A 25,904-nucleotide genomic window follows, 5' to 3' on the forward strand; every position below is an offset into this window, starting at 1 on the left:
CAATGTCCTGCGGAGCGCCTACTAATGCCTAATAAAAACTCTTTCTACCCTAATTATCTCCATTTCTTTACAGCCTTTTTGTCGGCCGGAGTTGCTTCAATCAAACTCAAGCCAAAACCACCGCTGCGTGCTTCCCATACGGGCATCTTGGTCTTACTGGTTACAATACCTTTCTTAATTTGATAAGAAGTCGGATTTTCTTTGTAGTCAGCATCCTTTCCATCGGCATAAAGAGTGGCTACGTATTGCTTGCCCGGTTCCAGGAAGTCGAGTGTAAAGACAGCGGTGCGCGCGTTTTCGTCAGTAATACCACCAACAAACCAGTTACCGGTACCCTTTGCCTTGCGGGCTACGGTAATGTAGTCACCCGGTTCTGCTTCCAGATACTTGCTGTCGTCCCAGTCTACTGCAACATCCTTGATGAACTGGAAAGCATCCATGTGCTTCTCGTAGTTTTCCACCAAGTCGGCAGCCATCTGCAAGGGACTGTAAAGAGTGACGAAAAGAGCCATCTGCTTGGCAAGGGTAGTTTGCACTTGTCCGTGAGGCAAGTCACCCATAAATTCAAGTTTTGTATCGAAGATACCCGGAGTGTAGTCCATCGGACCACCGATGAGGCGGTTGAAGGGCAACAGCGTGGTATGGAACGGTTTGCTGCCGCCAAATGCTTCGTACTCGGTACCGCGGGCAGATTCATTGCCAATCAGGTTGGGATAAGTACGGCACAAGCCGGTGGGGCGTACAGCCTCATGGGCATTGACACAGATCTTATAGTCGGCAGCCTTCTTCACAGCATAGAGGTAGTGGTTGTTCAGCCACTGGCCGTAATGATGTTCGCCGCGAGGAATCATGTTACCTACATATCCGCTCTTCACGGCGTTGTAACCGTTATCTACCATAAACTGATAGGCTTGGTCCATGTGGCGTTCGTAGTTACGGACAGAGCCGGACGTTTCGTGGTGCATCATCAGCTTCACGCCTTTGCTCTTGGCATAAGCATTCAACATCTTTACATCAAAGTCGGGATAAGGAGTCACGAAGTCGAACACATAATCTTTCGATTTGCCGAACCAGTCTTCCCAACCTTCGTTCCAGCCTTCTACCAGGACCTGGTCAAAGCCATGCTCGGCAGCGAAGTCGATGTATTTTTTTACGTTCTCGTTGTTAGCACCATGACGGCCGTTCGGTTTAGTCTTCGAATAATCTGTCTCACCCAGCTTCACGGAAGGAAGGTCGTCAGTATAAGCCCACGTGCTCTTACCGGCAATCATTTCCCACCATACGCCAACGTACTTCACCGGTTTAATCCAGGAAACGTCTTCGTAGGCACAAGGCTCATTCAAGTTCAGGGTAATCTTGGAAGCAAGGATATCGCGGGCATCATCGCTGACGATCACTGTACGCCAGGGCGATTTGCAGGGAGCTTGCAGATAGCCTTTATCGCCTACGGCATCGGGAGTAAGCCAAGATTCAAAGATGAAATTCTTGTCGTCCAGGTTCAGATGCATGCAAGAGTAATCTATCAAAGCTGCTTCGTGCAGGTTGATGTACAAACCATCGGCAGTCTTCATTTGCAAGGAAGTCTGTACGCCGGTCGGTGAAAATTGCGTCTGTGAAGAATTAGGAGTGATGGCTCCATCCATCAAGCCGCGTATTTCGGAAAGTTTGGATTCGGTGTAGTCATATTCCTGCGTGTCGTAGTCGCCCGGAATCCAGAAAGCGGTATGGTCGCCCGCCATGGCAAACTGGGTATGTTCTTCTTTGATAACGAAGTAATTCAGATTCTTCTGCAAAGGAAATTCATAGCGGAAGCCGAGACCATCGTCGAACAGGCGGAAACGGATGATGATATTACGGTCTTGTGCTGCTTGATTCAGCGTAACGGCCATTTCGTTGTAATGGTTGCGTATTTGCTTTACTTCGCCCCATACCGGTTCCCAGGTTTCATCGAAAGTAGAGGTTTGGACATCAGCCAAAGTAAAGCCGTTCATCAATCCCGGGTCGTCCTTCAGTTCCAATCCCAGCTTGGAAGGTCTTATCACGGCTTTTCCTTTATAAGTAAGTTCGTAAAGCGGTTCACCCTTTTGATTTACCGCAAAGTTCAGTTGCAGTTCTCCATTAGGAGAGCCAATGTTTTCAGCAGTCGAGAGTTTGATTTCTTCCCCTTTGGCCATGCCGCTCGCCAATAAAGCAAACAGCAGACAGGCAAGTTTCGTGCAGATACTTTTCATGTTCTTCATGTTATCGTTTATAAAAATAATGTTCGTGCTGCAAAGATAAACGGGAAAGGGATAAGTCGAAAAGTTATCTTATGAAAAGGCAAATGATTTATGGGCAAACGTTTGCATAAGCACGTCTCTATAGATAATGTGAAGGGGACGAAGCCTCAACAGCCTTCACCCCCATCACTTTCATCCCAATGCATCTACTACATCCGCCTGGTTATCCCAACGGATTTTCACCTTGATCACCGTCACTGCCACTGCCGCTTCCGCCCGAAGGCTTGTCAGTGCTTCCACCGGTACTGCTTCCATCCGTATAGTCTGTATCGGGAACCACCATCCTGGTGATGCTCATATCGCCCAGCATCTGACTAAAATTCTTGCCGGGATAGAAGAGAATGCGTTTACGAACAATATTAGCAGCCGTAACTCCTTCGGCCGTATCTGCCGACTTTCCAGTAAAGGAAGGGCGGAAGCGTCCGAAGTCTCCCAAACAAACGGTCTTTCCGTCATCTATTTCTTCGGACATAATATCTACCAATCCAACGGCTACCAAATCTACAATCTTACGGTGGACGCCGAGGATACGGCTTACCTTCATGCACAATTTATCAAAACTCAACTCACCTGCTCCTACAAGCAAATGGGGTAAATAGTTGATTATGAGGATATGGTTTGAAAAGTATCTCTACCATTGCTATATTCCTTGCAATTCAAAATTTTACTCATATTCCATTTAAGTTAATTGTTATTTTACATCTTTTCTCTATCTTTGCCAGTGAGTGCGGAAGCATTCATTAAAATAGTATCAGTTTTAGTGTCCGAAAAACGGCAAATTTTCAAGACACAAACTAAAACTGACGTGGTTCGTTATGTCGTTTTCATTACGATATGCGTGCCCGTTCAGTGTAAGTTTGTGTAGGTTCTTTGCCGTACCTTCGGGCGCTTCATTGGATGTGGCACGTTTTTTTGTGCCTATTCCTAAAACCTTAAAGGCATGAAACACACATTCCAATTATTAGATTATATAGATTTACTGCCTAAGAAAGTACGCATAGCATTGTACATAATGTCAGTTGTCATTATAATACTTTTAGGTTTGGTTGGCTATTTATGTACAGTTATCTATTTGCAAAATGGATATATTGATTGGATAAATTATAGAATAGACAAAGGATTATTCGTATATTAATCAACCAAATAACGTCTTCCGGATTTTTACTAAAAATCCCGACCATTTTTACTAAAACTCCGACTGATTTTTACTAAATATTTTCTGTCCCGTTCCGAAAGTATTCTGACGAGGCATAACAAACAAACGAGGAAAATCCACCAAGTTTTCATATCTTTGTCACCTCAAAACAGACTTGGAAATCTATGACCAAAATACTGATAGCTATATTTCTTGGCGGCGGTACCGGCAGCGTGTTGCGCTATTGCGTGCAAATGATGCTCCATGAGCGGATAGTCCCCTACTCTTTCCCATGGGCTACGTTCACTGTTAATATACTCGGCAGTTTTCTCATCGGGCTTTTTTATGCACTATCGGCCCGTTTCAATCTGTCTACCGAAATACGGTTGTTGCTGACTACCGGTTTATGCGGCGGTTTCACTACCTTCTCCACCTTCAGTAACGATGGACTGATTCTGATAAAACAAGGATTCTGCGGAATGTTTATCCTATATACCTTATTAAGTATCGCATTGGGTATCATCGCTGCCTTTGCCGGTGGAGCCATCGGACGTTAATGAATAATGGATTAAAATGAAAACAAGCAAACCTTTCATCATGCCGCCCGTGCGGATTATTCCTCCTACATTGGAAGGACAAACTGAAAGCAGTAAATCACTGAATGACTGGCTCGAAACGGAAGAAACCGTCAGAGGGCTTTGTTTCAACAAGCAGACGGTGGAGCAGATGGATTATTCTTATAAGAGCATTACAAACTGCACCTTCAGCCACATGCAGTTCAATGCCTGCCGACTGAAAGCAACCCATTTTACAGATGTACGTTTCGAAAATTGCGACTTGTCCAATATCTCATTTGCCGAAAGCTCGCTGTTCAGAGTAGAGTTCATATCTTGCAAGCTGGTAGGCACCAATCTGGCAGAAACGATTCTGAACCACTTGACGCTGAAAGACTGCAATGCCAGATACCTCAATCTATCGATGAGTAAGATTAACCAAGCGCGCTTCTCTACCTGCGACCTGCGAAACAGCGACATCAACGACTGCAAACTAACCTCTATCGCCTTTGAGAACTGCGAACTGATAGAAGCCGAATTCTCACATACTCCCCTGAAGGGTATCGACCTGAGCGATTCTCATATCGAAGGCATTCATGTCAATTTGCCCGATATACGGGGAGCTATCGTTAATACTGCGCAGGCCATGGATTTGACTTCACTTTTGGGGATAAGGATAAAGGATTAGTCTCCATCCCAATATCAGTCAGGTTAAAACAGATAAGAAAACAAAGGGTTTTCTTGCCGATACCGGCATAAAACGCTAACTTTGAGACTAAAATCAAATGAAAACTTGCCGATAGAACAGATATGAAATATATTTCAGTAAATGAATTTGCCGGAAAATATGGCATTTCGGAGCGTACAGCACGTAATTATTGTGCTGCAGGAAAGATTGAAGGAGCATTCTTGACCGGTAAAACATAGAACATACCGGAAGATGCTAAACTTCCATTACGCAAAGGCACAAAGAAAAAGTTTTCTCCTCTGCTTACTGCACTCCGCGAGCAAAAGGAAATGAAACTGAAAGGTGGCAACGGTCGTGTCGGACGGTTAATCACTTTCAAAGAATGTCTGGCAAACAGCTATGTTCCTTTCATCATAACAGAAGAGCTAAAAATGTTCTATTATCGTGGATTGTATGAATGGAATCGTGTCAAAGGCTATCTGCTCGATACTTGCCTCACTGCACAAGACAATTACAAAGCAGTGTTAGATTACTTCAAGATTGAACACAATAACTGATCTTGAATAAAGGCCGGCCTCTAAACATTTCTTCTTTTTCATTTGTTATAAGCATAGTTTACACTAAAAACTTATTCAAAATGAAAATAGAAAAGATTATCGGACGCGAAATCCTCGATTCACGAGGAAACCCCACAGTAGAAGTAGATGTAATGCTGGAATCAGGCTTTATGGGCCGTGCTTCTGTTCCTTCGGGTGCATCTACGGGAGAACACGAAGCATTGGAACTGCGCGATGGTGACAAGAAGCGTTACGGAGGCAAAGGCGTGCTGAAAGCTGTAGATAATATCAACGATATCATCGCTCCTAAACTAATAGGTATGTCTGCCCTCAACCAGATGAGCATCGACCATACCATGCTGGCACTGGATGGCACCAAGACCAAATCGAACTTGGGTGCCAACGCCATCCTCGGCGTATCACTTGCCGTGGCCAAAGCTGCTGCCGCATACCTCGATATCCCCCTCTACCGCTACATCGGTGGTACCAATACCTACGTAATGCCCGTCCCGATGATGAACATCATCAATGGCGGTTCGCACAGTGACGCTCCCATTGCATTCCAGGAATTCATGATACGCCCTGTAGGCGCTACATCTTTCCGTGAAGGCTTGCGCATGGGTGCCGAAGTATTCCATGCCCTGAAGAAAGTATTGAAAGACCGCGGTCTCAGCACAGCTGTTGGCGATGAAGGTGGCTTTGCCCCTAACCTGGAAGGCACCGAAGATGCCCTGAACTCCATCATCGCCGCCATCAAGGCAGCAGGCTACGAACCGGGCAAGGATGTGAAGATTGCCATGGACTGTGCTTCTTCCGAGTTCTATCACGATGGCATTTACGATTACACCAAGTTCGAAGGCGAAAAAGGCAAGAAGCGTACCGCCGACGAGCAGATAGACTATCTGGAACAGCTGATTAATGAATACCCCATCGACTCCATCGAAGACGGTATGAGCGAAAACGACTGGGACGGCTGGCAGAAGCTGACCGAACGCATCGGCAACCGTTGCCAGTTGGTAGGCGACGACTTGTTTGTGACGAATGTCGATTTCCTTGCCATGGGCATTGAGAAAGGTTGCGCCAACTCCATCCTGATTAAAGTAAATCAGATCGGTTCGCTGACCGAAACACTGAATGCCATCGAAATGGCACACCGCCACGGATATACCACCGTCACTTCCCATCGCTCCGGCGAAACCGAAGATGCAACCATTGCCGACATCGCCGTAGCCACCAACAGCGGACAGATCAAGACCGGTTCGTTGAGCCGCTCGGACCGTATGGCCAAGTACAACCAGTTGCTGCGCATCGAAGAAGAGTTGGGCAGCAATGCAGTCTATGGTTATAAGAAACTGAAATAAACATATATTTTTTCGAGGTTAGTAAATAGATATGTGTTAGTGAAAGCAAGAGAGGACGATCCATCACGGACCGTCCTCTCTCTTTTAACCTTAAAATCAACAATCAATCTACTACCTTAAAGAAAACTTCATCACCAGTTTGGCTATCCGGACCAACCCAAAGACCGAAGTCTCCCGGTTCAACCGTCTTCACCATATTTAAATTCCAGAAGGCAAGTTCACTTATAGGAAGTTCGAACGATACGGTTTTCTTTTCACCCGGCTTCAGCGTGACGCGGGCGAAACGTTTCAATTCCTTCACCGGACGGGTAACGGAAGCGACTTTATCTTGTACATAAAGTTGGGCTATCTCCGTACCTTCATATTTGCCCGTATTCTCTAAATCAAAAGTCACGGTCAGCACATCTTTCGAAGAAAGTTCCCCGGCAGAAAGCTGAGGCTTACCATACTTAAAGGTAGTGTAGGACAAACCATATCCGAAAGGATAAAGAGGCTGAGCACCTACATCCATATAAGAGGAAGAACTACCCTCGGATGTTTGGCTGGCTTCGAGAGGCACTTCATCCAAAGGTTTGAGATGAGAAGATGCCGGACGCCCGGAGTTATTGTGCGCATAGTATAAAGGAACCTGACCTACCGTCTTCAGGAAAGTAACAGGAGTCTTGCCACTCGGCACAGCTTTGCCGAACAACAAATCGGCAAGTGCCGGACCACCCATCGTTCCAGGATGGAAAGAATACAATACGGCATTCGATGCCTCTACTTCTTTACCGATTGTCAGCGGACGGCCAGCCATTATCACAGTTACCAACGGACGACCGGTCTTGGCCAATGCAGCAATCAGTTCGGACTGTGCACCCTGCAAGTTCAAGTCTGCCAGGCAATGAGCCTCACCGGACAAAATGGATTCTTCGCCCACAAAAGCAATTACTACATCGGCACGCTGAGCGGCAGCAACAGCTTTTGAGATGCCGGCCGTATTCTTATCACGGCTGTAAGCCAAGCCTTGCTCGTAAATAACCTGCACTTTATCGCCGTACATCTCCTTGATAGCCGTCAGCGGGGTTTGTGTATGCGCCTTCTCACCGTCGAAAATCCACGTTCCCAGCTGGTCATGGGGAGCATCCGCCATCGGACCAACCACGGCAACCGTACGTATATTCTCCTTGAGAGGTAACACTTCGCCCTCGTTCTTCAACAAGATAGCCGATTCTTCGGCAGCACGCTTGGCAGCTTCCAGATGGGAAGCATCATACATCACCGAAGCTTTCTTTTCGTCCACATACGGATTATCGAACAAACCCAAGCGAAACTTCACCCGCAGGATATTGCGGACAGCCTCGTCAACAACAGATTGCTTCACCTTTCCGGCCTTTATCTCTTCGGGCAGGTACTTGAAGAAAGTATAGCTTACCATCTCCATATCCACTCCGGCATTCACAGCCAGGGCAGCCGCATCTTTATCGTCCGTAGCTACACCATGGGCTATCATCTCACGGGCTGAATTCCAGTCCGTCACCACCAGTCCGTCAAAGCCCCATTCGCCGCGAAGCACATCGCGGAGGATGAACTTATTTCCGGTAGAAGGCACACCGTCGTTGTCATTGAACGAAGTCATGAACGTAGCGGCACCAGCCTTCGCAGCAGCTTCAAACGGAGGAAGATAGATATTGCGCAGATTACGCTCGGATATAAAAGTAGAGTTATAATCACGCCCGCCTTCCGCTGCTCCATAGCCAACGAAATGTTTGGCACATGCTGCGATTGAAGTAGGACTGTTCAGTGAATCACCCTGATAACCTTTCACCATAGCCGCTCCCAACACTGAAGAAAGATAAGTATCTTCACCGCAACTTTCGGCAATACGCCCCCAACGGGGATCGCGGGAAACGTCTATCATCGGTGAGAAAGTCCATCGGACACCTACGGAAGAAGCCTCGATGGCAGCAATCCACGCACCGTCTTCAACCACCTGCGGATCGAAAGTCGCCGCCTGGCCCAACGGGATAGGGAAGATCGTCTTGAAACCGTGAATGACATCACGCGCCATCAGCAAAGGAATGCCCAGACGGGATTCCTCAACAGCTACACGCTGCAATGCATTGACACGCACCGGGTCTACCTCATTCAAGATAGAACCGATTTCACCTTTCTTTATCAACCCACTCATGTCCTCAATGTTGCCATAAGAAGATATCTGGTTCATCTGTCCCAGTTTCTCTTCCAAGGTCATCTTCGACAACAGAGCCTCCACTTTCTGTTCGGTAGCCGCATCACCGCCTTTGTTCTGCACTTGCGTACAAGAAACGAGCGGAAGCAACAGCAAACAAGCTGAGAGTAATTTAACTGTTTTCATATTCATTTTATTACTTGAAATGGAACGTTCACAGTAGAAACAAACCCTGTATTATCCAGTACATAAACATACAACCGGTATTCTCCGGGCATATCAACTGCAACTTCATACGTATCCGTGTCCGAAGTCACCACTTCACCTACTCTGTCGGGACGTGGTTCATAAGAACCGCCGAATCCAAGAACTGTAGCTTCTTTAAGAATCTCCCAGACATAAGTCAGGCGGTCGTTCTCTTTATCCGTAACAGCGACATGAGCCTTAAAAGGCTTACCGGCTTTCACCTGTACATTGTCAATGGCATACTTATCATTGATAGTCATTCCTTCAATCACCGGAGCCGTTTCCGTCAGTTCCCTACCGGTCCACACTCTTTGCATGGCTTCTACCATCGGAGTTTTCTCTCCGTGCAGCGGAAGCTGGTCTACATTATCTTCTACAAACATGCTGAACCACGTAGGAGTACGTTCTTCTTTCTGTCCCCACAAGAAGACGAAAGAGCCCAGGCAGCGGGGATTCGACTGAATGTATTTGGTATAGCGTTCTTCGTAGACCTGCAGTTTTTCTTCGCTGGTTTGTTCGATAGGTGCTTTCCATTCTGTAGTAGCAGTTTCCCACCAGCCTGTCGGTCCCCATTCCGTAATCATAAAAGGTCCTTTGTAATTCGATTTTTCAAACGTATTCTGGACTTCGTTCATCGGGCCGTAGACGTTGATGCCTACATAATCGAGGGAAGGCACATACTTGGCAATGGAGTCCAAAGCCGACGGATTATATGAAATCACAGTAGACACCAGATGTCGCTTGTCTACCGACTTGATGATCTGTGCCAGTTCTTCAACAAAACTCCACGCTGCACCTATATTGGCATTGCCCAATTCTATTTCGTTGCCTATGCCCCAGGCCAGCAAGCAGGTATCATTCTTGAATGTTTCCGCCAATGTGCGGACTTCCTCGCGCATCTTGTTCTTAAATGCAGCATCATAGTAACGCATGGAGTCTTTTGGCAAGCCAATGCCCTGCATCACATACATATTGTTTTCAGAAGCCTGTGCCAGGATTTTCGTCACTTCCTCTACACTGCCTCCCCATGTTCTGAAAGCATTGGCCCCACTCTGACTGGCAACATCCAGCCGGTAAGTTCCTCCAACACCTTTTATATACGTCTCTCTTCCGTCAATATACATTTTATATCCATCGGCGGCTTTCTTTATTGCAATTCCTGACTCAGGTGCAGAAGAACAACCGAAAAGGACACCGGCAAGAAAGAGACAAGCAAAATATGATAGTTTCTTCATACCAATAAAAACTTTAAGTTACTTTTTTTGAAATACACGCACATAGTCGATTACCAAACTGATAGGAAGTGCTGATTCATCAACTCCCTGCATACCTCCCCAACTACCTCCCCAAGCAAGGTTGAAGATTATGTAATATGGTTTGTCATATGGCCAGTTTGTAACCCCTTTATTGTCATTGTCATAAGTAAGTTGAACCTTGCCATCTACATAGGTCGTTATGTTTTGCGGTGTCCATTCCATGGCATAAGTATGAAATTCTCCTTCAGCCTTATCAATGGTCATGGCATGAGTCACTTGGGTACCGTTGGTATGGTTGTGCCCTTCAGCATGAAGACTGGAAGACACTTCATTGGGCACAACACCCACTTCTTCCATTATATCTATTTCACCACACTTAGGCCATCCTTCCGTCGCCCAATCTACATTCACTGGCATCATCCAAAATGCCGGCCATGTGCCCTTACCCTTCGGTAACATCATACGAGCTTCAATGTATCCGTACTGCCAACCCTCCGTTTCGTGAGCATAGACACGACCGGAATATATTTTTCCATCACTTTCCTTGAAGCAATGAATACGTAACTTTCCATCTGACAATTCCGTCACCCGTTTGCCATTGACAGCACCATTCACATAGTTCTGGAGTTCATTATTCACCCAGCCGGCATTCTGTACTTCATGTCTCCAATGGGCGGCATTAAGTTCTGCACCTTCGGTGAATTCATCGTGCCAAACTAATTTATATCCTTCACGTTCGGGCACAGTGGTGACTTCAGCACCCTCCTGGATTACAAGAAAAGTTCGTTCTTGCCCTTCCCCTGCCACAGTTATTACAGCCGTACGGCTTGTCAAACTGACATTAGCAGTATAAGAAACAATCACATGCGCATCATTGCGACTCACTGTGACCCAATCCGCATCAGATTGTACATTCCAGTCATTACTCTCATATACCGTCACCTCGGCATTGCCTGCTCCTGAAGTACAAAGTACCTCTTGTACAGAAAATCTAATGCCGCCTTTTTGCTTCACCTGCACATATTCACTCTTTTTTCCAGAAGTCACAGTTATCCGCCCATAACGTTCGGCATCTTTGTTCTGCTCCACAGTAACTTTGATTACTTCTCCCTTGCCTTCTCCGCTTTCCGGAGTAAGGCTCACCCATTTATCCGTAGAACGAGCAGTCCATCCTTCACCTGTTGTTGTCACTTTTATCTCATAGGTGCCTTCCACAGCCATGGCATCCAAGGCTGACGGCGAGACAGTCAGTACCACCTCATCCGGAGTTCCAGGTTTATCCGGTGTTTCAGGAGGCATCGAATCTTCATCACCACCTCCACAAGCTGGCAATAAACCAACTATACATAAAAGAGAAAATAGAGACATATTCTTCATGATATGCTTTTTAAACAAAAGCCACTTCTCCCCAACTTTTTCATACCAGGAAGAAGTGGCCTTCGTACAAAGTTAATTACTTTTTAATTATCGTAATATCAGCAATTACAAAATCGACACCAGCCTCACAACCGCCAAAATCATAAATCAATTTTACGGGAGAAGCAGCACCCTTAGCGAACTTGCAATCCGCGAACTTGATAACCTGCACCTTCCCAGCTTTTAACTGAATATCGTTCTTGTAAAAAGCCTGATTATCATCATCATTTACCTGACAGAGTTTTATAGTCACACGGCTGTCCGCAGTTGCTACCATCAGACAAGAGAAGTCAAATTCATCATCAGCAGCAAAACCAAGCGACGTTGTATTAAACACATTCTGTGCCTGCCATTCATCCTTAGTAGCATCATTGGAAGTAATAGTATAAATACGGCCATCAACATCAAACCCGGGATCACCAATCTGAGTCCAGTCTGCATTCGCCCACCAGAAAGACATTTCAAAAGCCTGAGCATCATCTACAGCCTTCCAAACATTGTCTGCTGAATTATAATCCAGCGGAATAACATTCGAATCATTATGTTCTGCAATATAGAAATTCTTAATGGTAAACACAGTACCCTCCGGTGCCCCGGCAAAGTCGAATGCAACTTTGAGATTTCCATCAAATCCGGCACAGTCAGTCAAAGCAATCACATTGTTACCCTTATGCAACGAAAATATATTTTCGGTAAAGAACGTGCCGTCATCACCATCTTTCTGTGGCTTAACTGTCGCGCTAACACCATCCACGCTCGAATTAATCACAACAGAGAAGTCATAAGCCTTACCTGACGACAATACAATGCCTGTATTTTCAACCTGCACTTGAGCCTGCCATCTTTCAGTACCACAACCATTCATTGTAAAAGTAATACCGGTTGCCACGTCGCCATCATTGTCCGGATCTGCTATTTGACCCCAATCACCACCAGCAAACCAAAAGCGGTGTGTTGCTGATGCACCCTCAAAGAAATTCGTTCCTGCCGTGAAGCCAAGCCACTCAGTCGGATCATCTGTAGGAGCATTCGGGTCTATCCAATCTTCAGCTACCTCAATATTTTGAGAGATCATCTTTTGGTCACAAGCAGAAAAGGCATACAGATAAACTGGATAAGTACCTTTCTTCTTATATTGGTTAGTAATGGAAGCGCCAGCTGCAATTTCGTTCAATTTATTGCCATCAAGACTGATAAAGTAACGGACATCAGTCAATTTCTGTGAGGAATTGGTAATAGTATAAGTATTGTCCGCTCCTCCACTAATCGTCATCGACAAAGCATCTTGAGAAACGACAGAACCTCCCAAACTATGGTCATCACTGTCCAATGGGGAGCAAGATGACATCCCCACAACGGCCATGCTCAATGCAAAAAAGCCATATAATAGATTTTTTTTCATAATAATTCCTTAATTAATAGATAATTAATAACCTTCGTTCTGTTTCAGTTCAAATTCTGTACCCTTAGTGGCATCAATATCACCTTGCGGAATAGCCACATACTTATTATGAGACTTCCAAGTACGCGCAGTGTTTACGCCCGGTACATTGTCTACACTCAGCACTTCCGTGATGCCCCAACGAACTACATCATAATAGCGATGTCCTTCACCTACAAATTCATAACGGTTCTCATTGATAATATTCTGCTTGTTCACTGCCACGCGGTGGTTAGTGTCACCGAAAGCACGGTCACGAACCATATCCAGACATTGCTGTGCAGAAATACCCTTCTGTTCAGGCACTCCTTCTATACCTACAAGTTCAGCGTACGCCAATAAAGTCTCGGCATAACGGAAGATGCGTAAATTATTACAATAATTCAAGGCTGTAGTACCTGTCGGTTTATGATAGCCCTTACGAGCTGCATATTTTGCCAACCAGAAACCAGTATCTTGAAAACGGATAACATAAGTACCACCGGATGCGATTTCTACCTTGTCACCTATATTGCCGCCACTACCTTTGCCACGATAGTCACGAATAGAAGCCTCGCGACGGGTATCACCTGCAGCAAACATCTCATAAGCTTCTTGACGTACCGGACCAAAACCCCATCCGTCTTCGTAAGTGTTAGTAGGATCGGTCAAAGTACTCGGTGAAATGTAAGCCGGAAGATTAGTACCACCAGTAGCCCACTGATTGCCCCAGTCTTTACCTTCACCTATGTGATTGGCCTCAAAAATAGATTCCTTGTTGAATTCCCCTTCATCTAACCAAATATCTGCATAGTTAGGAGTCAGTTCAAACTCACCACTGGCAATAATCTCAGCCAAACCACTGGCTGCTTCCGCATATTTTGCATTATCCTTCTGATACATCACTACACGGGCTTTCAACATCAAAGCGGCAGCAAGACTTGCACGTCCGCTATTTGCACCACCATTCGTAGAATACTTAGCTTCGGCTTCTTTAAAACTAGCGATAGAAGCATCCACATCTTTAATAATCTGAGCATACACTTCGTCCGGACTTAACTGCCGACTGACATAGGGAGGCTCGTACAATGTTTCCTGGAAAGGAACGGAACCGAAACTTCTCCACAACATATAGAGGTAATAGGCACGCAGAAAATGCCCTTCGCCACGATACTGTGCTATGAGTTTCAATTCTGCCGGATTGGTCGTCGTTGCAGTCTCACAAAGCCCCAGTGCACTATTTACGCGTGTAATACCGGAGGTATAGATATTCCACGTACCGCTCAATGTACTGTTACCCGTAGTGGTAAACAATGACACGTTCAAGTTCATACCTGCCATACCATCTTGAGCGTCACCGCCACCTTTCCAAATATCATCACTCTGGATGTCACCTATATAAGCTGCTGATTCATAAGAACCGCCTGCGTATGAATCCATCAAAAGGATTTGATATGCCGCCGCTAAACCGGAGTTGATATTCATTGGGTCGCCCGCTGATCCGGCAGCACCCTTCGATGCTGGGTCAGGATTCAAAAAACTATCGCCGCAAGAGGTCAGGGCCATGCCCGAAACCAAAATAGCAGCCACTGTATAAAATTTAATTTTATTCATTTTCTGATTGATTTTAAAGTTTAGAATGTAATGTTAGCTCCCACTGTAATTGTACGAGATTGCGGATAAATACCCTTATCCACGCCTAAAGTAGTATAACCACCGGATGCCAGTTCAGGATCAAATCCTTCGTAACCGGTAATGGTAATTAAGTTCTCAGCACCCACATAGAGACGCAAACGCTGGATAGAAGCCTTACGGGTAAGAGCTGCAGGAAGCGTATAGCCAATTTGCGCATTCTTCAAACGAAGATAAGAACCATCGTGAATATAAAGGTCAGAGGAAGTCCAGTTACCATTAGGATTGGCAGAAGTCATACGAGGAATACGATTGGAAGTACCTTCACCATGCCAGCGATCCATAATCCAAGAAGGACGATTCATGGCCGGAACATCACCGCGTTGTGCAAAATCAAATACATCGTTGCCCAAAGTTCCTTGGAAAGAGAGACTCAAGTCAAAACCTTTCCACTCTGCACCCAGAGAGAAACCGAAAGTCCAATCGGGCATACCCTTACCAATCTTGGTACGGTCTTGGTCATTGATAACACCATCAGGAGTAACATCCACGAAACGAACGTCGCCAGGTTGTGCATTGGGCTGCAAGAGTTCGCCTTTCTCATTTACATAACTGTTCACTTCATCCCAGTTCTGGAAGACACCGTTCGTCTTACGACCATAGAAATAAGGCCATACTTCTCCATTCATGGCGTGTACGTAGTCGCCTACACCAGAGGCACCTGCACTTTCGTAATTCCGTTCACCGGAAGCATTACCCAAATCCAAAAGCTTGTTCTTTGAATAAGACCAGTTAGTATTAAACCAATAAGAGAAGTCTTTGATACTGTCTTTCCAGCCCAGTTCAAATTCAACACCCCAGTTCTCCATAGATCCTAAATTACCCCAAGGCTTGCTTTGACCGATATAAGTAGGAACCGGCATTTCGGCCAGCATATCTTTTGTTTTCTTATAATAGTAGTCAAATCCGAAGCTCAGGCGCTGATTGAGGAAACGCATATCCACACCTATGTCAGTTTGCGTAGAAGTTTCCCACTTGATATCGGGATTAGCCGCAGCATCAGGAGAAGTACCGTAAATCATAGAACCGCCATTTTCGCCCGGTTTCGTAAAATCAGCCATATTAGGTTTGTAGCTACCACCGAAGTAGTAGTTTTGACCACCACCCATCAAGGCACGATAACGAAAATCACCGATGTTCTCATTACCATTCTGTCCCCATGAGAAACGGAATTTCAGTACATCAAACCATTCAGGCTTAATTTTTTCCATAACAGGTTCATTCCAAACATTCCAACCTAATGAGAAAGAAGGGAATACACCCCATTTGTTATTGGCACCAAAATGAGAAGAACCGTCACGACGAATTGTGAACTGCAATATATAACGCTCGGCAAAGTTATAGTCGATACGTCCGAAATAAGAAGCAATAGAAGAATGGGTTGCATCACCGATTCCTCCCCACAAGATAGATTCTGTTTCAGCTGCCGTAGCAGATCCGAAATTAGCATGGATGGGATTCAAGTCAAACAAATCAAAATCTTTACCACCTATGTTGCGTGAACGATAGCGAGCGGCAGATTGACCCAAAACAATAGAAACATTATGCTTTTCAGCAAAAGTCTGGTTGTAAGATAAATAATTTTCTGTCTGCCAACGCATACCGCGGTTCATTTCACTTTGCACCCAGCTGGCATCCGTATGAGTCATCGTACCCAAATAATCGGGATAACCATAACCATCATAGCCCCAAAAAGCTAAATCCACACCATAACTGGAACGGAACTTCAAGCCAGGAAGAATGCTCAGTTCAGCATAGAACGTACCTACTATTTTATCAGTATTATTGCGTCCCATCGTCGGTCTGTTCAGTTGTGCAACCGGATTGGTCAGTTCCTGGAAACCGGAAGGCGGCAAAGAAAGTACTTTACCATTCTTCACAATGGCATTGGGATTAGCGGCAAGGATTGCTGCTCCTTCTTCCTCGGAAGCATAAACCGGAACCAACGGAGAAAAAGCGATTGCACTACCCAAAATAGAGCCATACTCAGAGTTAGCCTCAACACTTGTTGAATGGTCACGAGTATAACCAAGGTTCACACCCACTGTTACCGCATTCAGATACTTGCGGTTCTCTGCCTCGAACACTTTATAAGTAGAGTTACTACGGATAGATAAACGCTCGTAATTGGAACGTCCGTAGTTACCACCGACGATACCTTCTTGGTTGAAATAACCCAAAGAAAGGAAATAAGTCATTTTATCGCTACCGCCATTGATGCTCAGCTGATGTTGCTGAACAGGAGCATCGTAATTGAACACCTCGTCCTGCCAGTCGGTATCTATCTTATTATCAGCAATATCCTTTGCCGAATAACGAGGAGCATTACCATCATTCACCTGCATTTCATTCATGATAGTCATGTATTCATGAGCATTCAACACGGCTTTCTTCTTCCAAGGATTCTGCCAACCGTAACTAAAATCATAGTTTACAGTAGTCTTGCCCTTGCTACCGGACTTGGTAGTCACCAAAACCACACCATTAGCGGCACGGGCACCATAAATAGCTGCGGAAGCGGCATCCTTCAAGATCTCAATAGATGCAATATCCGTAGGGTTCAGGTAATTAATACCACCACCTACAGGCATACCATCCACAATATATAATGGATCTGAATTATTAACCGTACCAATACCACGAATACGTACCTTAGAATCGGAATTAGGCTGACCGGAAGACTGCGTAATCTGCACACCGGAAACCTTGCCTTTCAAAGCATCTTCCACACGTGAAGGCTTCGTCAGGTTCAATTCGTCAGCACTAACCTTACTAATAGCAGCTGTCACCACCGATTTCTTCTGAACACCGTAACCCACAACGATTACTTCATCCAAGGTCTCTGAATCCTCCTGAAGTACAATTCTCAAGGATCTCTGTCCGTTGACAGAAACTTCTTGCGGTTTAAAACCAATATAAGTAATGGAAAGAGTTGCGTTTGCAGGTACCGACAACTCAAAATTACCATCCAGATCGGTAATTCCGCCATTGGTAGTGCCTTTCACCACCACATTTACTCCAGGCAAAGGCTCATTATCCGAACCACTTACCACTGTACCTTTTACCTGTATATTTTGGGCATATACAGAAGCCAAGGTAAAGCTTAACAGAAATAAAACTGATAATAACTTTTTCATAAGTTTTACTAAATTAAGATTAACGTTTCTCGGTTTTGTCCTCATCGGACAGTGCAAACGTAGAATAAAATGATAAAAAACCAACTATAACCTACCATTTTTTAATACGTCAAATCAAAAAAAGGAATACGTTATCAATACGTCACATAAACGTAACTATTTAATAATCAAGGAATAGATGATACAACAACGTAATACGTCATTATATGTTATAAAACACAAAGGGGAAGAATTTAACATTCCTCCCCTCTTTAGAACAATCATTATCTAAAGGAAGTTAACAAGCGAAGTCTATAGTTTGTTACTTAAATAGTCCGTTAAACTATCCTCTCTTTCCAGCCCGAACTTCTTGCGAAGACGATAGCGGATTGTCTCTACTCCACGAACGGAAATATTCAGCAAAGGCGAGATTTCTTTGGAAGAGAGATTCATCTTCAAGTACGCGCACATCATACGTTCGTTGTTCGACAAATCCGGATGCTTGGCATGGAGACGCTTCATGAAGTTATTATGTATAAGGTCAAACTGGTCTTCGATACGTTTCAGGACTTCGTCGCTCTGAATATTGGCATCAATTTTACTATTAATAAGTACAAGCTGCTGTTTTCCCTCGCGGGCACCTTCACCCCTCAGCGTAGAAGCAACCTTTAATATCTCGGATTTGATTTCTGTGAGCATTTCATTCTTTCGGACGAAGTTTATCATCAGGTTGGCCATCTCCTGACTTTTATGCTGCAGGTCATATTCCAGTTTTTCCTTCTCCAACTGCATAATCTGCTTCTCCTGGCGGGCTTTCTCTTCTTCATACTCTTTCTCCATCTCGTGCAGCTCCTTATCCTTCTCCACAACGGCCTGCTGCTTTTTGCGCTTCACACGGACATCATCCCAACGGTAGACAGACCACAAAGCGAACAAAGCCAAGACAATATAACACACATAAGCCGCAGCACTGCGATACCACGGAGGAAGCACCCGAAATGTTATTGCATCCGAAGAAGTAGTGCCATCAGGGAAAACTGCTTTCACCTCAAATGTATATTCCCCCTCCGACAGATTACTGTACTCTTTGGTACGTACGGTAGTAAAATCAGACCAGCTTCCTTTATTCAGACGATACTGAAAACGGATGTCATCACCTATGCCCAGAAAAGCCAGTCCGTAATCAAAGCGAACGGAGTTCAACGAATAGGATATCATAAGGTCCGGCTTCTGCCCTAAGAAGTTGGCCGTATATACCAGCGAATCTTTGGGATAAGACAGATACATATTCTTTATATATAAGGAATGACTCCGGTCCCTTCTTTCCCTGACGGACGGAATGCTGAACAAAGCAAATCCATCATCATTAGGAATCACCATCAGGGAGTCCGACAGAGGAACAATCGCCTCAAATGTGGGAACAAATTCAATAAGTGACTGCTGAATGGGGTTAATACTTGTATTCGAACCACGCTTATACGTTCCCAAATTGGCGATACAAATTTCATGAGGGCTCAGACTGATCAATTGGTCGTGATATTCCAGCAGGCGCGTATACGTAGTTGCGCCATTCAAAAGATTATTCATGTCCGGACAGGGTTCCATGATATCCTTATGAAGATTATACTTATAAATGCCATGAGAGGTAGCAAAATAGATACGCCCCTCAACTTTAGCCACATACGTATCATGATCTGCCGGAAATCCCTCATTGACACCATAGCTCTTCATATTGACGACCCTTGTCAAATCACTGCTCAGCTCCACCCGGATGACGTGATCCGCAATATAAACCCAAAGTACCCGATCACTCTCCTGCTCAAAAAGACGGCAAGAATCGGCCATACCTTCAACTCTGCAAACCACCTGCCACTTCCCATCTTTCTTAGCAACCAGATAAATGCCATTATACACCCCGACGTACATCATATCCGTATGCCCTACAACCGGTTGGCAGGACCATGCACCTGCAATATCCGTTACACGCTCCATAGTAGTACCTTTGACAAGGAAAACGCCACGGTCGTGCAAGCAGAAAAGTTCATCGCCCACGCGACAAAGATTCCACACCTGTCCGCTGGACTGAGGCATAGGATGAATATCCGGCAAATTACCATTCAGTTGCACCGGATAAGAAGTATAATACAAACCGCGATTGGTACCCAAATAGAGATATCCGTTTTCCACTGCCGCAGTATATCCCGTACCATAAGAGTGGGGATAGGAATATAGATTGGTAAACGGAGAACTAAGGCAGACATAATCGATGCCACTATCCAAACCGGCCCAAAGATTTCCCGTCACGTCGAAGGAAACGGAAAGCACCGTATTGTTCCGCAACCCGCTGTTCTCATTGAAATACTTCAGTTGCATGGTATTGCAATCTATCAGCAGCAATCCCTTATGAATAGTTCCCAAAGCAATCTTATCGTCTTTCGTTGCTACGCAGAATACTTCATTTTCGCGCATAAAATCCTCAGCACCGGTTACAAACGGCTTCGTCGTACGCCCGTCGCAATAGTACAAACCGCTATAGGCAGTCACTACAATCACACCTTGTTTATAAGGTATAATGCCGCGAATACGTTTGGAAGTCAGTTCATCAGCACCCTGCAATGGGAAAAAAGTATTTCCGACAAGAAACCATACACCGTTGTCCGTACCTATATAGAGGATGCCGTTCACCATATTCGAACAATCAATCTTGGCATTCATTTCAATGGCCGTATATTTCCCATTCAGATATTTTATCACACGGCTATCACCTTGCATATACAAGATGTTATCTATCTCATGAATGCCCCATACATTGCCAAGATAGCGGAAAGCGCCATCCAAATTCTCGGACATACAATGGTATACCAAAGAGCCGTCCACACCCGGCTCGAAATAGCCGAATTCGTTGATACCGCCTACATAAATACGCTTTTGAGTGGCCGAAGCCAGTACCGATCGCACATCCGAAGAGTTGTTCAAAGGAAAAACATTCCATACATTACCATCGAACTGTACCATCCCGTTCTTATTGGCAAAATACACCCATTTGTCATCATAAGGGGCTATCTGCCAGGTTTGAGCTCCCTTGCCATAGACACTTTTATCGAAATTGACAATAAAACTGTTCCATTCGGCATGCATTTTAAAGAAAGGGAAGAGGGAAAAGAGAACAAAGAGCCAATATGATATGCGATTTTTCATGTGTATGATAGCTTGTTTGGTTTATTAGTACAAAAATAATGTTTATTTTCAATACACTACCCTAAAGCATCTCATAAATTTTATACAACAGTTCATTTATAGAGAAGAGTGTCGTTTTTCGCTCATGTAAACAACTACAAATAAGATAGTTACAGTTTCCTACGGTAGGAAACTGGCGTTTCTGCACGCGGGAACGACAGTTTCTCCTCATGGGAACGATCGTTTCTCCTAATGGGAACTGCAGTTTCCTCTTATGGGAACGAGCGTTTCTCTATATGGGAACGGGAGTATCTGACTTATTAACAGAAGATTTTATTTAAGACAAAAGAACAGAAGAACAGAAGAAGGAATCATCTTAAATATGTTCTTTTGTTCTTCTGTCTTAGAGAATAAATCATCATTCGGCCACTTATTTAACGAAGAAAACGTCGAATTCAACGAAGAAAACGTCAAAAGCCGCCATTTTTCGTGTTAATAGAAGTTATTTTGCCACGTTCACAGAAAGATTACAGAAAGAGGAGAAAGCAGTTGTATATAAGAACATTACACACAAAGCAAACTAAACATTTGCCTAAAAAATCAGTGACGGAAACCGTTTACCGTCACTCTACCTACACGCATCCTACACGCTCTGTAATGCCGATGAATAAAAGGATATAGAACAATCGTGCTGGAGTGCTGGTAAAAAACAAAAAAACTTTCGTGTAGAAAAATGGGATCAGTCGCAAAACCTGGTGGATATCTTTCTATGAGTTATGTGATGCTTACTATTATTCATAGCGATGATAGAAATGAATGAAATGATAAACATGAGTATCTCAAACTCTCCCGCCTGAAAGGGGGAGTACCCCGTAGGGGGGAGGGGGTCTTACATAAGCAGAGAGTAACTTTGTAATACATAAGTCCCTGCGGATGTGAAACCCCTCCGCCCTACGGGCACCTCCCCTTTCAGGCGGAGGAGTTTGAGATACTCTTGCTCATATCCCTGTCAGAAGTGAATGAAATGTCAACCAGTAGTAGCTTAAAACACCAGGTTTCGCGGCTGATCCTAGAGAAATGCAAATTATACTCTTTAATCAGCATACAAAAAAAGCAGATAACACTTTCGTATCATCTGCTTTTTTCGAGCCTCTTGTCGGATTCGAACCAACGACCCCGAGATTACAAATCACGTGCTCTGGCCAACTGAGCTAAAGAGGCGGGGTGGGTAAGCTTGCTATATCGCGCCGCTACAACCAACTACCTTTGCTGCGATCAAGCCCTGGAGGATTCGAAGGGAGCTGGCCGTATAGGACTTACCCGTTTTTGTTTTGCGGTTGCAAAGGTAGACATTTTTTTTATACCTGCAATACCCTACCCTAACTTTTTTCAACTTTAACAAGAATACAGCCTCTACATACAATATTATTTTTACCTTTGCGCCATATTTCTAAGAAAGATGACAGAAAACAGAGGCTACATGCAACGATACGCTATGCTATTCGGCACCTATATGGGCGGATATTGGATATTGAAGTTCATTCTCCTTCCGGTGGGGCTGACGGTTCCCTTTTTATCCGTTCTCTTTGTAGGGCTTACGCTATGCGTTCCTTTTATGGGATATTATTATGCGCGGATGTATCGCAATCAGGTATGCGGAGGAAGCATCAGCTTCTTGCACGCGTGGATATTTACCGTTTTTATGTATATGTTTGCCGCGCTGCTTACGGCCGTGGCACACTATATTTATTTCAGGTTCATCGACCACGGCTTCATGATCAATACCTGCGAGTCGCAAATTAACATTCTTGCCCAAAGCGGCATTCCGGGAATGGAAGAGTATGTGGACACATGCCGTGAAGGCTTGGAAGCAGCCCGACTGCTCACCCCGATAGACATCACATTGCAGATGATATCACTGAATGTGTTTTACGGCTCATTGCTTGCTTTCCCCACCGCTTTGTTCGTGATGAAACGAAGAAAAAGCAATGAAGCGGAAGGATGACAAAATGATGATAAAGTAACTTCAATCGTAAATAGTTAAATTGTAAATAAACAAATGGATATTTCAGTTGTCGTACCATTATATAATGAGGAGGAGTCACTTCCCGAACTGTTCGCCTGGATAGAGCGGGTGATGAAAGCCAACAACTTCTCCTATGAAGTGATCTTCGTGAACGACGGAAGTACCGACCACTCCTGGCAAGTGATTGAGCAATTGCAAGCACAGGCTCCGGACGCGGTACGGGGCATCAAGTTCCGGCGCAATTACGGCAAGTCACCGGCACTGTACTGCGGATTTGAACAGGCGCAAGGCGATGTCGTGATAACCATGGATGCTGACTTGCAGGATAGCCCCGACGAAATACCGGAACTCTACCGCATGATTACAAAAGACGGATACGACCTGGTATCGGGCTGGAAACAGAAACGTTACGATCCGCTATCGAAGACCCTGCCTACCAAACTCTTCAATGCCACCGCCCGGAAAGTATCCGGCATCAAAAACCTGCACGACTTTAATTGCGGCCTGAAAGCCTATCGCAAAGATGTAGTCAAGAATATAGAAGTGTACGGAGAAATGCACCGCTACATCCCCTATCTTGCCAAGAACGCCGGTTTCAAGAGAATAGGCGAAAAAGTGGTGCACCACCAGGCACGGAAATATGGAAAGACAAAGTTCGGACTCAACCGCTTCTTCAACGGCTATCTGGACTTGATTTCGCTTTGGTTCCTCTCCACCTTCGGCATAAAGCCCATGCACTTCTTCGGTCTGCTGGGTTCGCTGATGTTCTTCATCGGTTTCATAGCCGTCATCATTGTAGGCGTCAGCAAGTTGTACTACATGCACCATGGCATGCCCTACCGACTCGTAACAGATTCTCCTTACTTCTACCTGTCGCTGACGTCGATGATCATCGGCACGCAGCTATTCGTAGGAGGATTCCTCGGAGAACTGATTTCGCGTAATGCTCCCGAACGAAATAAATATCAAATAGAGAAAACGATTTAACGATGAAAAGCTTAGTCAGACTTATTATAATCGGTGCTATCCTCTGCCCCATAATCAGTATCGTGATTTCCTGCTCGGAAGAAGCGGATTGCTCCATGACGGCACGCGCCATGGTGCAATGCTATCTTTACACGATAGACCAAAACGACCTCGCAGTAAACGATACCCTCGACTCGCTGACGGTGACGGCCTTCGGTACGGACTCCATCATCATCAACAACCAGAAGAAAGTGCACGACATTTCGTTGCCGCTGAGATATACGGTAGACTCTACAAAACTGGTATTCCGATACAGTAAAACGAAGACCGATACCATAGTTATCTACCACAACAACACGCCCTATTTCTTGTCGATGGATTGCGGCTATCAGATGAAGCAATCTATCACTAAAATAGTTAGCACCCGCCATTCTCTCGACTCTATTTATATAGCAAACAAAGAAGCCAGTATCTATGGAAAGGAAAATCTTAAATTATTCTATTAGTCTGGCGCTCTGCCTGCTGATGTCCTTTCCTCTCTGGGCGCAGAACGGGAATGCTCCCGCATCTCCGGGAAACAATCAGCCCCCGAAAGAGAAAAAGGACAAGAAGGAAGAGATATACTATCCGCTCTACAACGGCGTTTCCGTCGGCGTGGACTTATGGGGACTTGGCAGTTCGGTATTCGGAGGAGATTTCCTGAGTTCGGAGGTAGCGGTGGACGTCAACCTCAAAAACCGTTTCTTTCCTATAGTAGAATTGGGATATGGCTCAACGGACAGTTGGAGTGACAAAGGTATACATTACAAGAGTAACGCTCCTTACTTCCGCATCGGTATGGACTACAACGCTTTATACAACAAGCAACACGGCAACATGTTGCTCGTAGGTTTGCGCTACGGTGCAAGCAGCTTCAAATATGACATAGAAGCGCTGGGGCTGGACGATCCCATCTATGGCGGAGTTGTAGGTAACCCGAACCTGGAAGATAATATATGGGGTGGAAGTCTCCCCTACAACCACGAAGGGATGAAAGGTTCCATGCAATGGGCAGAGTTTTGTGTCGGCATCCGTGCTCACGTATGGAAAGCACTTTATATGGGATGGACGATGCGCTTCAAATTCAAGGTATCCGGTTCGGTCGATGAATATGGCGACCCGTGGTATGTACCCGGTTTTGGCAAATACGGCTCCAATACATTAGGAGTGACATATACGATAACTTATAAACTACCTTTTTAGGACTTATGACAGGGTTAGAAATTTGGCTGCTGGCTATAGGACTCGCGATGGATTGTTTCGCCGTTTCTATAGCCAGCGGGATTATTTTGAAACGCACCCGCCTGCGCCCCATGCTGATCATGGCACTCTTTTTCGGCTTATTCCAGGCACTCATGCCGTTGCTGGGATGGATAGGTGCCAGCATGTTCAGCCACCTGATAGAAAGCATAGACCATTGGATTGCCTTCGGTATACTTGCCTTCCTGGGTGGACGCATGGTAAGGGAGTCTTTCAAAGACGAAGATTGCAGACATGAGTATGACCCCACCAGCCTGAAAGTGGTACTGGCATTGGCGATAGCAACCAGCATCGATGCGCTGGCAGTAGGTGTTTCGTTCGCATTCCTGGGTATCAAGGGATTCTCGGCAATCCTCCCTCCCATCGGTATTATAGGATTTGTTTCATTTGTCCTGTCCATGGCAGGACTGATGTTCGGCATTCGTTTTGGTTGCGGCATAGCCCGCAAGTTGCGTGCCGAGTTGTGGGGAGGTATTATTCTCATCCTCATCGGTACAAAGATATTGATTGAGCATTTGTTTTTCAGCTAACTATTTCTGCTAATTA

At 45.1% G+C, this 25,904-nt stretch carries 17 protein-coding genes, 1 tRNA gene and 1 pseudogene; 9 read left to right on the forward strand and 10 right to left on the reverse strand.

Annotated features, from left to right (window positions below; translation table 11 throughout):
• Positions 1–53: 53 nt before the first annotated feature.
• Both AAE250_RS06215 and AAE250_RS06220 read right to left on the reverse strand, forming a co-directional pair.
• Positions 54–2,240, reverse strand: coding sequence for a glycoside hydrolase family 97 protein (locus tag AAE250_RS06215; RefSeq protein ID WP_294600564.1), 2,187 nt, complete (start codon positions 2,238–2,240; stop codon positions 54–56).
• A gap of 202 nt (positions 2,241–2,442) precedes the next feature.
• Positions 2,443–2,859: pseudogene (locus AAE250_RS06220) on the reverse strand (HU family DNA-binding protein); the annotation flags it as partial.
• Positions 2,860–3,599: 740 nt separating this feature from the next.
• On the opposite strand from AAE250_RS06220, the gene crcB reads away from it, so the two are divergent.
• The 4 genes from crcB (at position 3,600) to eno (ending at position 6,574) form a co-directional block, all read left to right on the forward strand.
• Entirely contained in the window at positions 3,600–3,971 is a 372-nt protein-coding gene (gene crcB, locus AAE250_RS06225; protein ID WP_294600562.1) for a fluoride efflux transporter CrcB, read from the forward strand.
• 16 nt (positions 3,972–3,987) lie between these two features.
• Positions 3,988–4,656, forward strand: coding sequence for a pentapeptide repeat-containing protein (locus AAE250_RS06230; protein ID WP_294600560.1), 669 nt, complete (start codon positions 3,988–3,990; stop codon positions 4,654–4,656).
• 329 nt (positions 4,657–4,985) lie between these two features.
• The gene (locus AAE250_RS23625) at positions 4,986–5,213 is read left to right on the forward strand and encodes a hypothetical protein (protein WP_446715730.1); all 228 of its coding nucleotides are present in this window, start codon (positions 4,986–4,988) and stop codon (positions 5,211–5,213) included.
• An 80-nt stretch (positions 5,214–5,293) separates the two neighbouring features.
• A complete protein-coding gene (gene eno / locus AAE250_RS06240; RefSeq protein WP_294600558.1) occupies positions 5,294–6,574 on the forward strand; it encodes a phosphopyruvate hydratase in 1,281 nt (426 codons plus the stop codon).
• Between the two features lie 103 nt (positions 6,575–6,677).
• On the opposite strand, the gene bglX is transcribed toward eno, so the two are convergent.
• The 8 genes from bglX to AAE250_RS06280 all read right to left on the reverse strand — a co-directional run bounded on the left by bglX (position 6,678) and on the right by AAE250_RS06280 (position 22,288).
• On the reverse strand, positions 6,678–8,930 hold the full coding sequence (bglX, locus tag AAE250_RS06245) for a beta-glucosidase BglX (protein ID WP_294600557.1): 2,253 nt from the start codon (positions 8,928–8,930) through the stop codon (positions 6,678–6,680).
• Between the two features lie 2 nt (positions 8,931–8,932).
• Positions 8,933–10,225, reverse strand: coding sequence for a glycoside hydrolase family 2 TIM barrel-domain containing protein (locus AAE250_RS06250; RefSeq protein WP_294600555.1), 1,293 nt, complete (start codon positions 10,223–10,225; stop codon positions 8,933–8,935).
• Positions 10,226–10,243: 18 nt separating this feature from the next.
• Positions 10,244–11,623, reverse strand: coding sequence for a family 16 glycosylhydrolase (locus tag AAE250_RS06255; RefSeq protein WP_294600553.1), 1,380 nt, complete (start codon positions 11,621–11,623; stop codon positions 10,244–10,246).
• Between the two features lie 76 nt (positions 11,624–11,699).
• Positions 11,700–13,064: a hypothetical protein gene (locus AAE250_RS06260; protein ID WP_294600551.1), complete on the reverse strand. Its 1,365-nt coding sequence runs from the start codon at positions 13,062–13,064 to the stop codon at positions 11,700–11,702.
• A gap of 24 nt (positions 13,065–13,088) precedes the next feature.
• Positions 13,089–14,696 carry a RagB/SusD family nutrient uptake outer membrane protein gene (locus AAE250_RS06265; RefSeq protein ID WP_294600549.1) on the reverse strand — a complete coding sequence of 536 codons (1,608 nt, stop codon included), beginning with the start codon at positions 14,694–14,696 and terminating at the stop codon, positions 13,089–13,091.
• A 20-nt stretch (positions 14,697–14,716) separates the two neighbouring features.
• Positions 14,717–17,911, reverse strand: a complete 3,195-nt coding sequence (locus AAE250_RS06270; RefSeq protein WP_294600547.1) for a SusC/RagA family TonB-linked outer membrane protein — start codon at positions 17,909–17,911, stop codon at positions 14,717–14,719.
• 291 nt (positions 17,912–18,202) lie between these two features.
• Entirely contained in the window at positions 18,203–21,088 is a 2,886-nt protein-coding gene (locus tag AAE250_RS06275; protein WP_294600545.1) for a helix-turn-helix and ligand-binding sensor domain-containing protein, read from the reverse strand.
• Positions 21,089–22,214: 1,126 nt separating this feature from the next.
• Positions 22,215–22,288 (reverse strand) — tRNA-Thr (locus AAE250_RS06280).
• A gap of 238 nt (positions 22,289–22,526) precedes the next feature.
• Here AAE250_RS06280 and AAE250_RS06285 point away from each other — a divergent pair.
• From AAE250_RS06285 to AAE250_RS06305, 5 genes are read left to right on the forward strand one after another with little or no spacing between them, the layout of a single operon-like run.
• Positions 22,527–23,072: a DUF4199 domain-containing protein gene (locus AAE250_RS06285; RefSeq protein ID WP_294601987.1), complete on the forward strand. Its 546-nt coding sequence runs from the start codon at positions 22,527–22,529 to the stop codon at positions 23,070–23,072.
• Positions 23,073–23,126: 54 nt separating this feature from the next.
• The gene (locus AAE250_RS06290; RefSeq protein ID WP_294601989.1) at positions 23,127–24,080 is read left to right on the forward strand and encodes a glycosyltransferase family 2 protein; all 954 of its coding nucleotides are present in this window, start codon (positions 23,127–23,129) and stop codon (positions 24,078–24,080) included.
• Positions 24,081–24,082: 2 nt separating this feature from the next.
• Positions 24,083–24,565, forward strand: a complete 483-nt coding sequence (locus tag AAE250_RS06295; protein ID WP_294601991.1) for a DUF6452 family protein — start codon at positions 24,083–24,085, stop codon at positions 24,563–24,565.
• Positions 24,534–25,301, forward strand: a complete 768-nt coding sequence (locus AAE250_RS06300) for a DUF6048 family protein (RefSeq protein WP_294601993.1) — start codon at positions 24,534–24,536, stop codon at positions 25,299–25,301. Before AAE250_RS06295 ends, AAE250_RS06300 begins: the two co-directional genes overlap by 32 nt.
• A 5-nt stretch (positions 25,302–25,306) precedes the next feature.
• Positions 25,307–25,888 (forward strand): manganese efflux pump MntP, encoded by a 582-nt coding sequence (locus AAE250_RS06305; RefSeq protein ID WP_294601995.1) that lies wholly within the window; start codon positions 25,307–25,309, stop codon positions 25,886–25,888.
• Positions 25,889–25,904: the final 16 nt, after the last annotated feature.

Source organism: Bacteroides sp. GD17 (genome assembly GCF_038448625.1).
Lineage (GTDB): Bacteria > Bacteroidota > Bacteroidia > Bacteroidales > Bacteroidaceae > Bacteroides.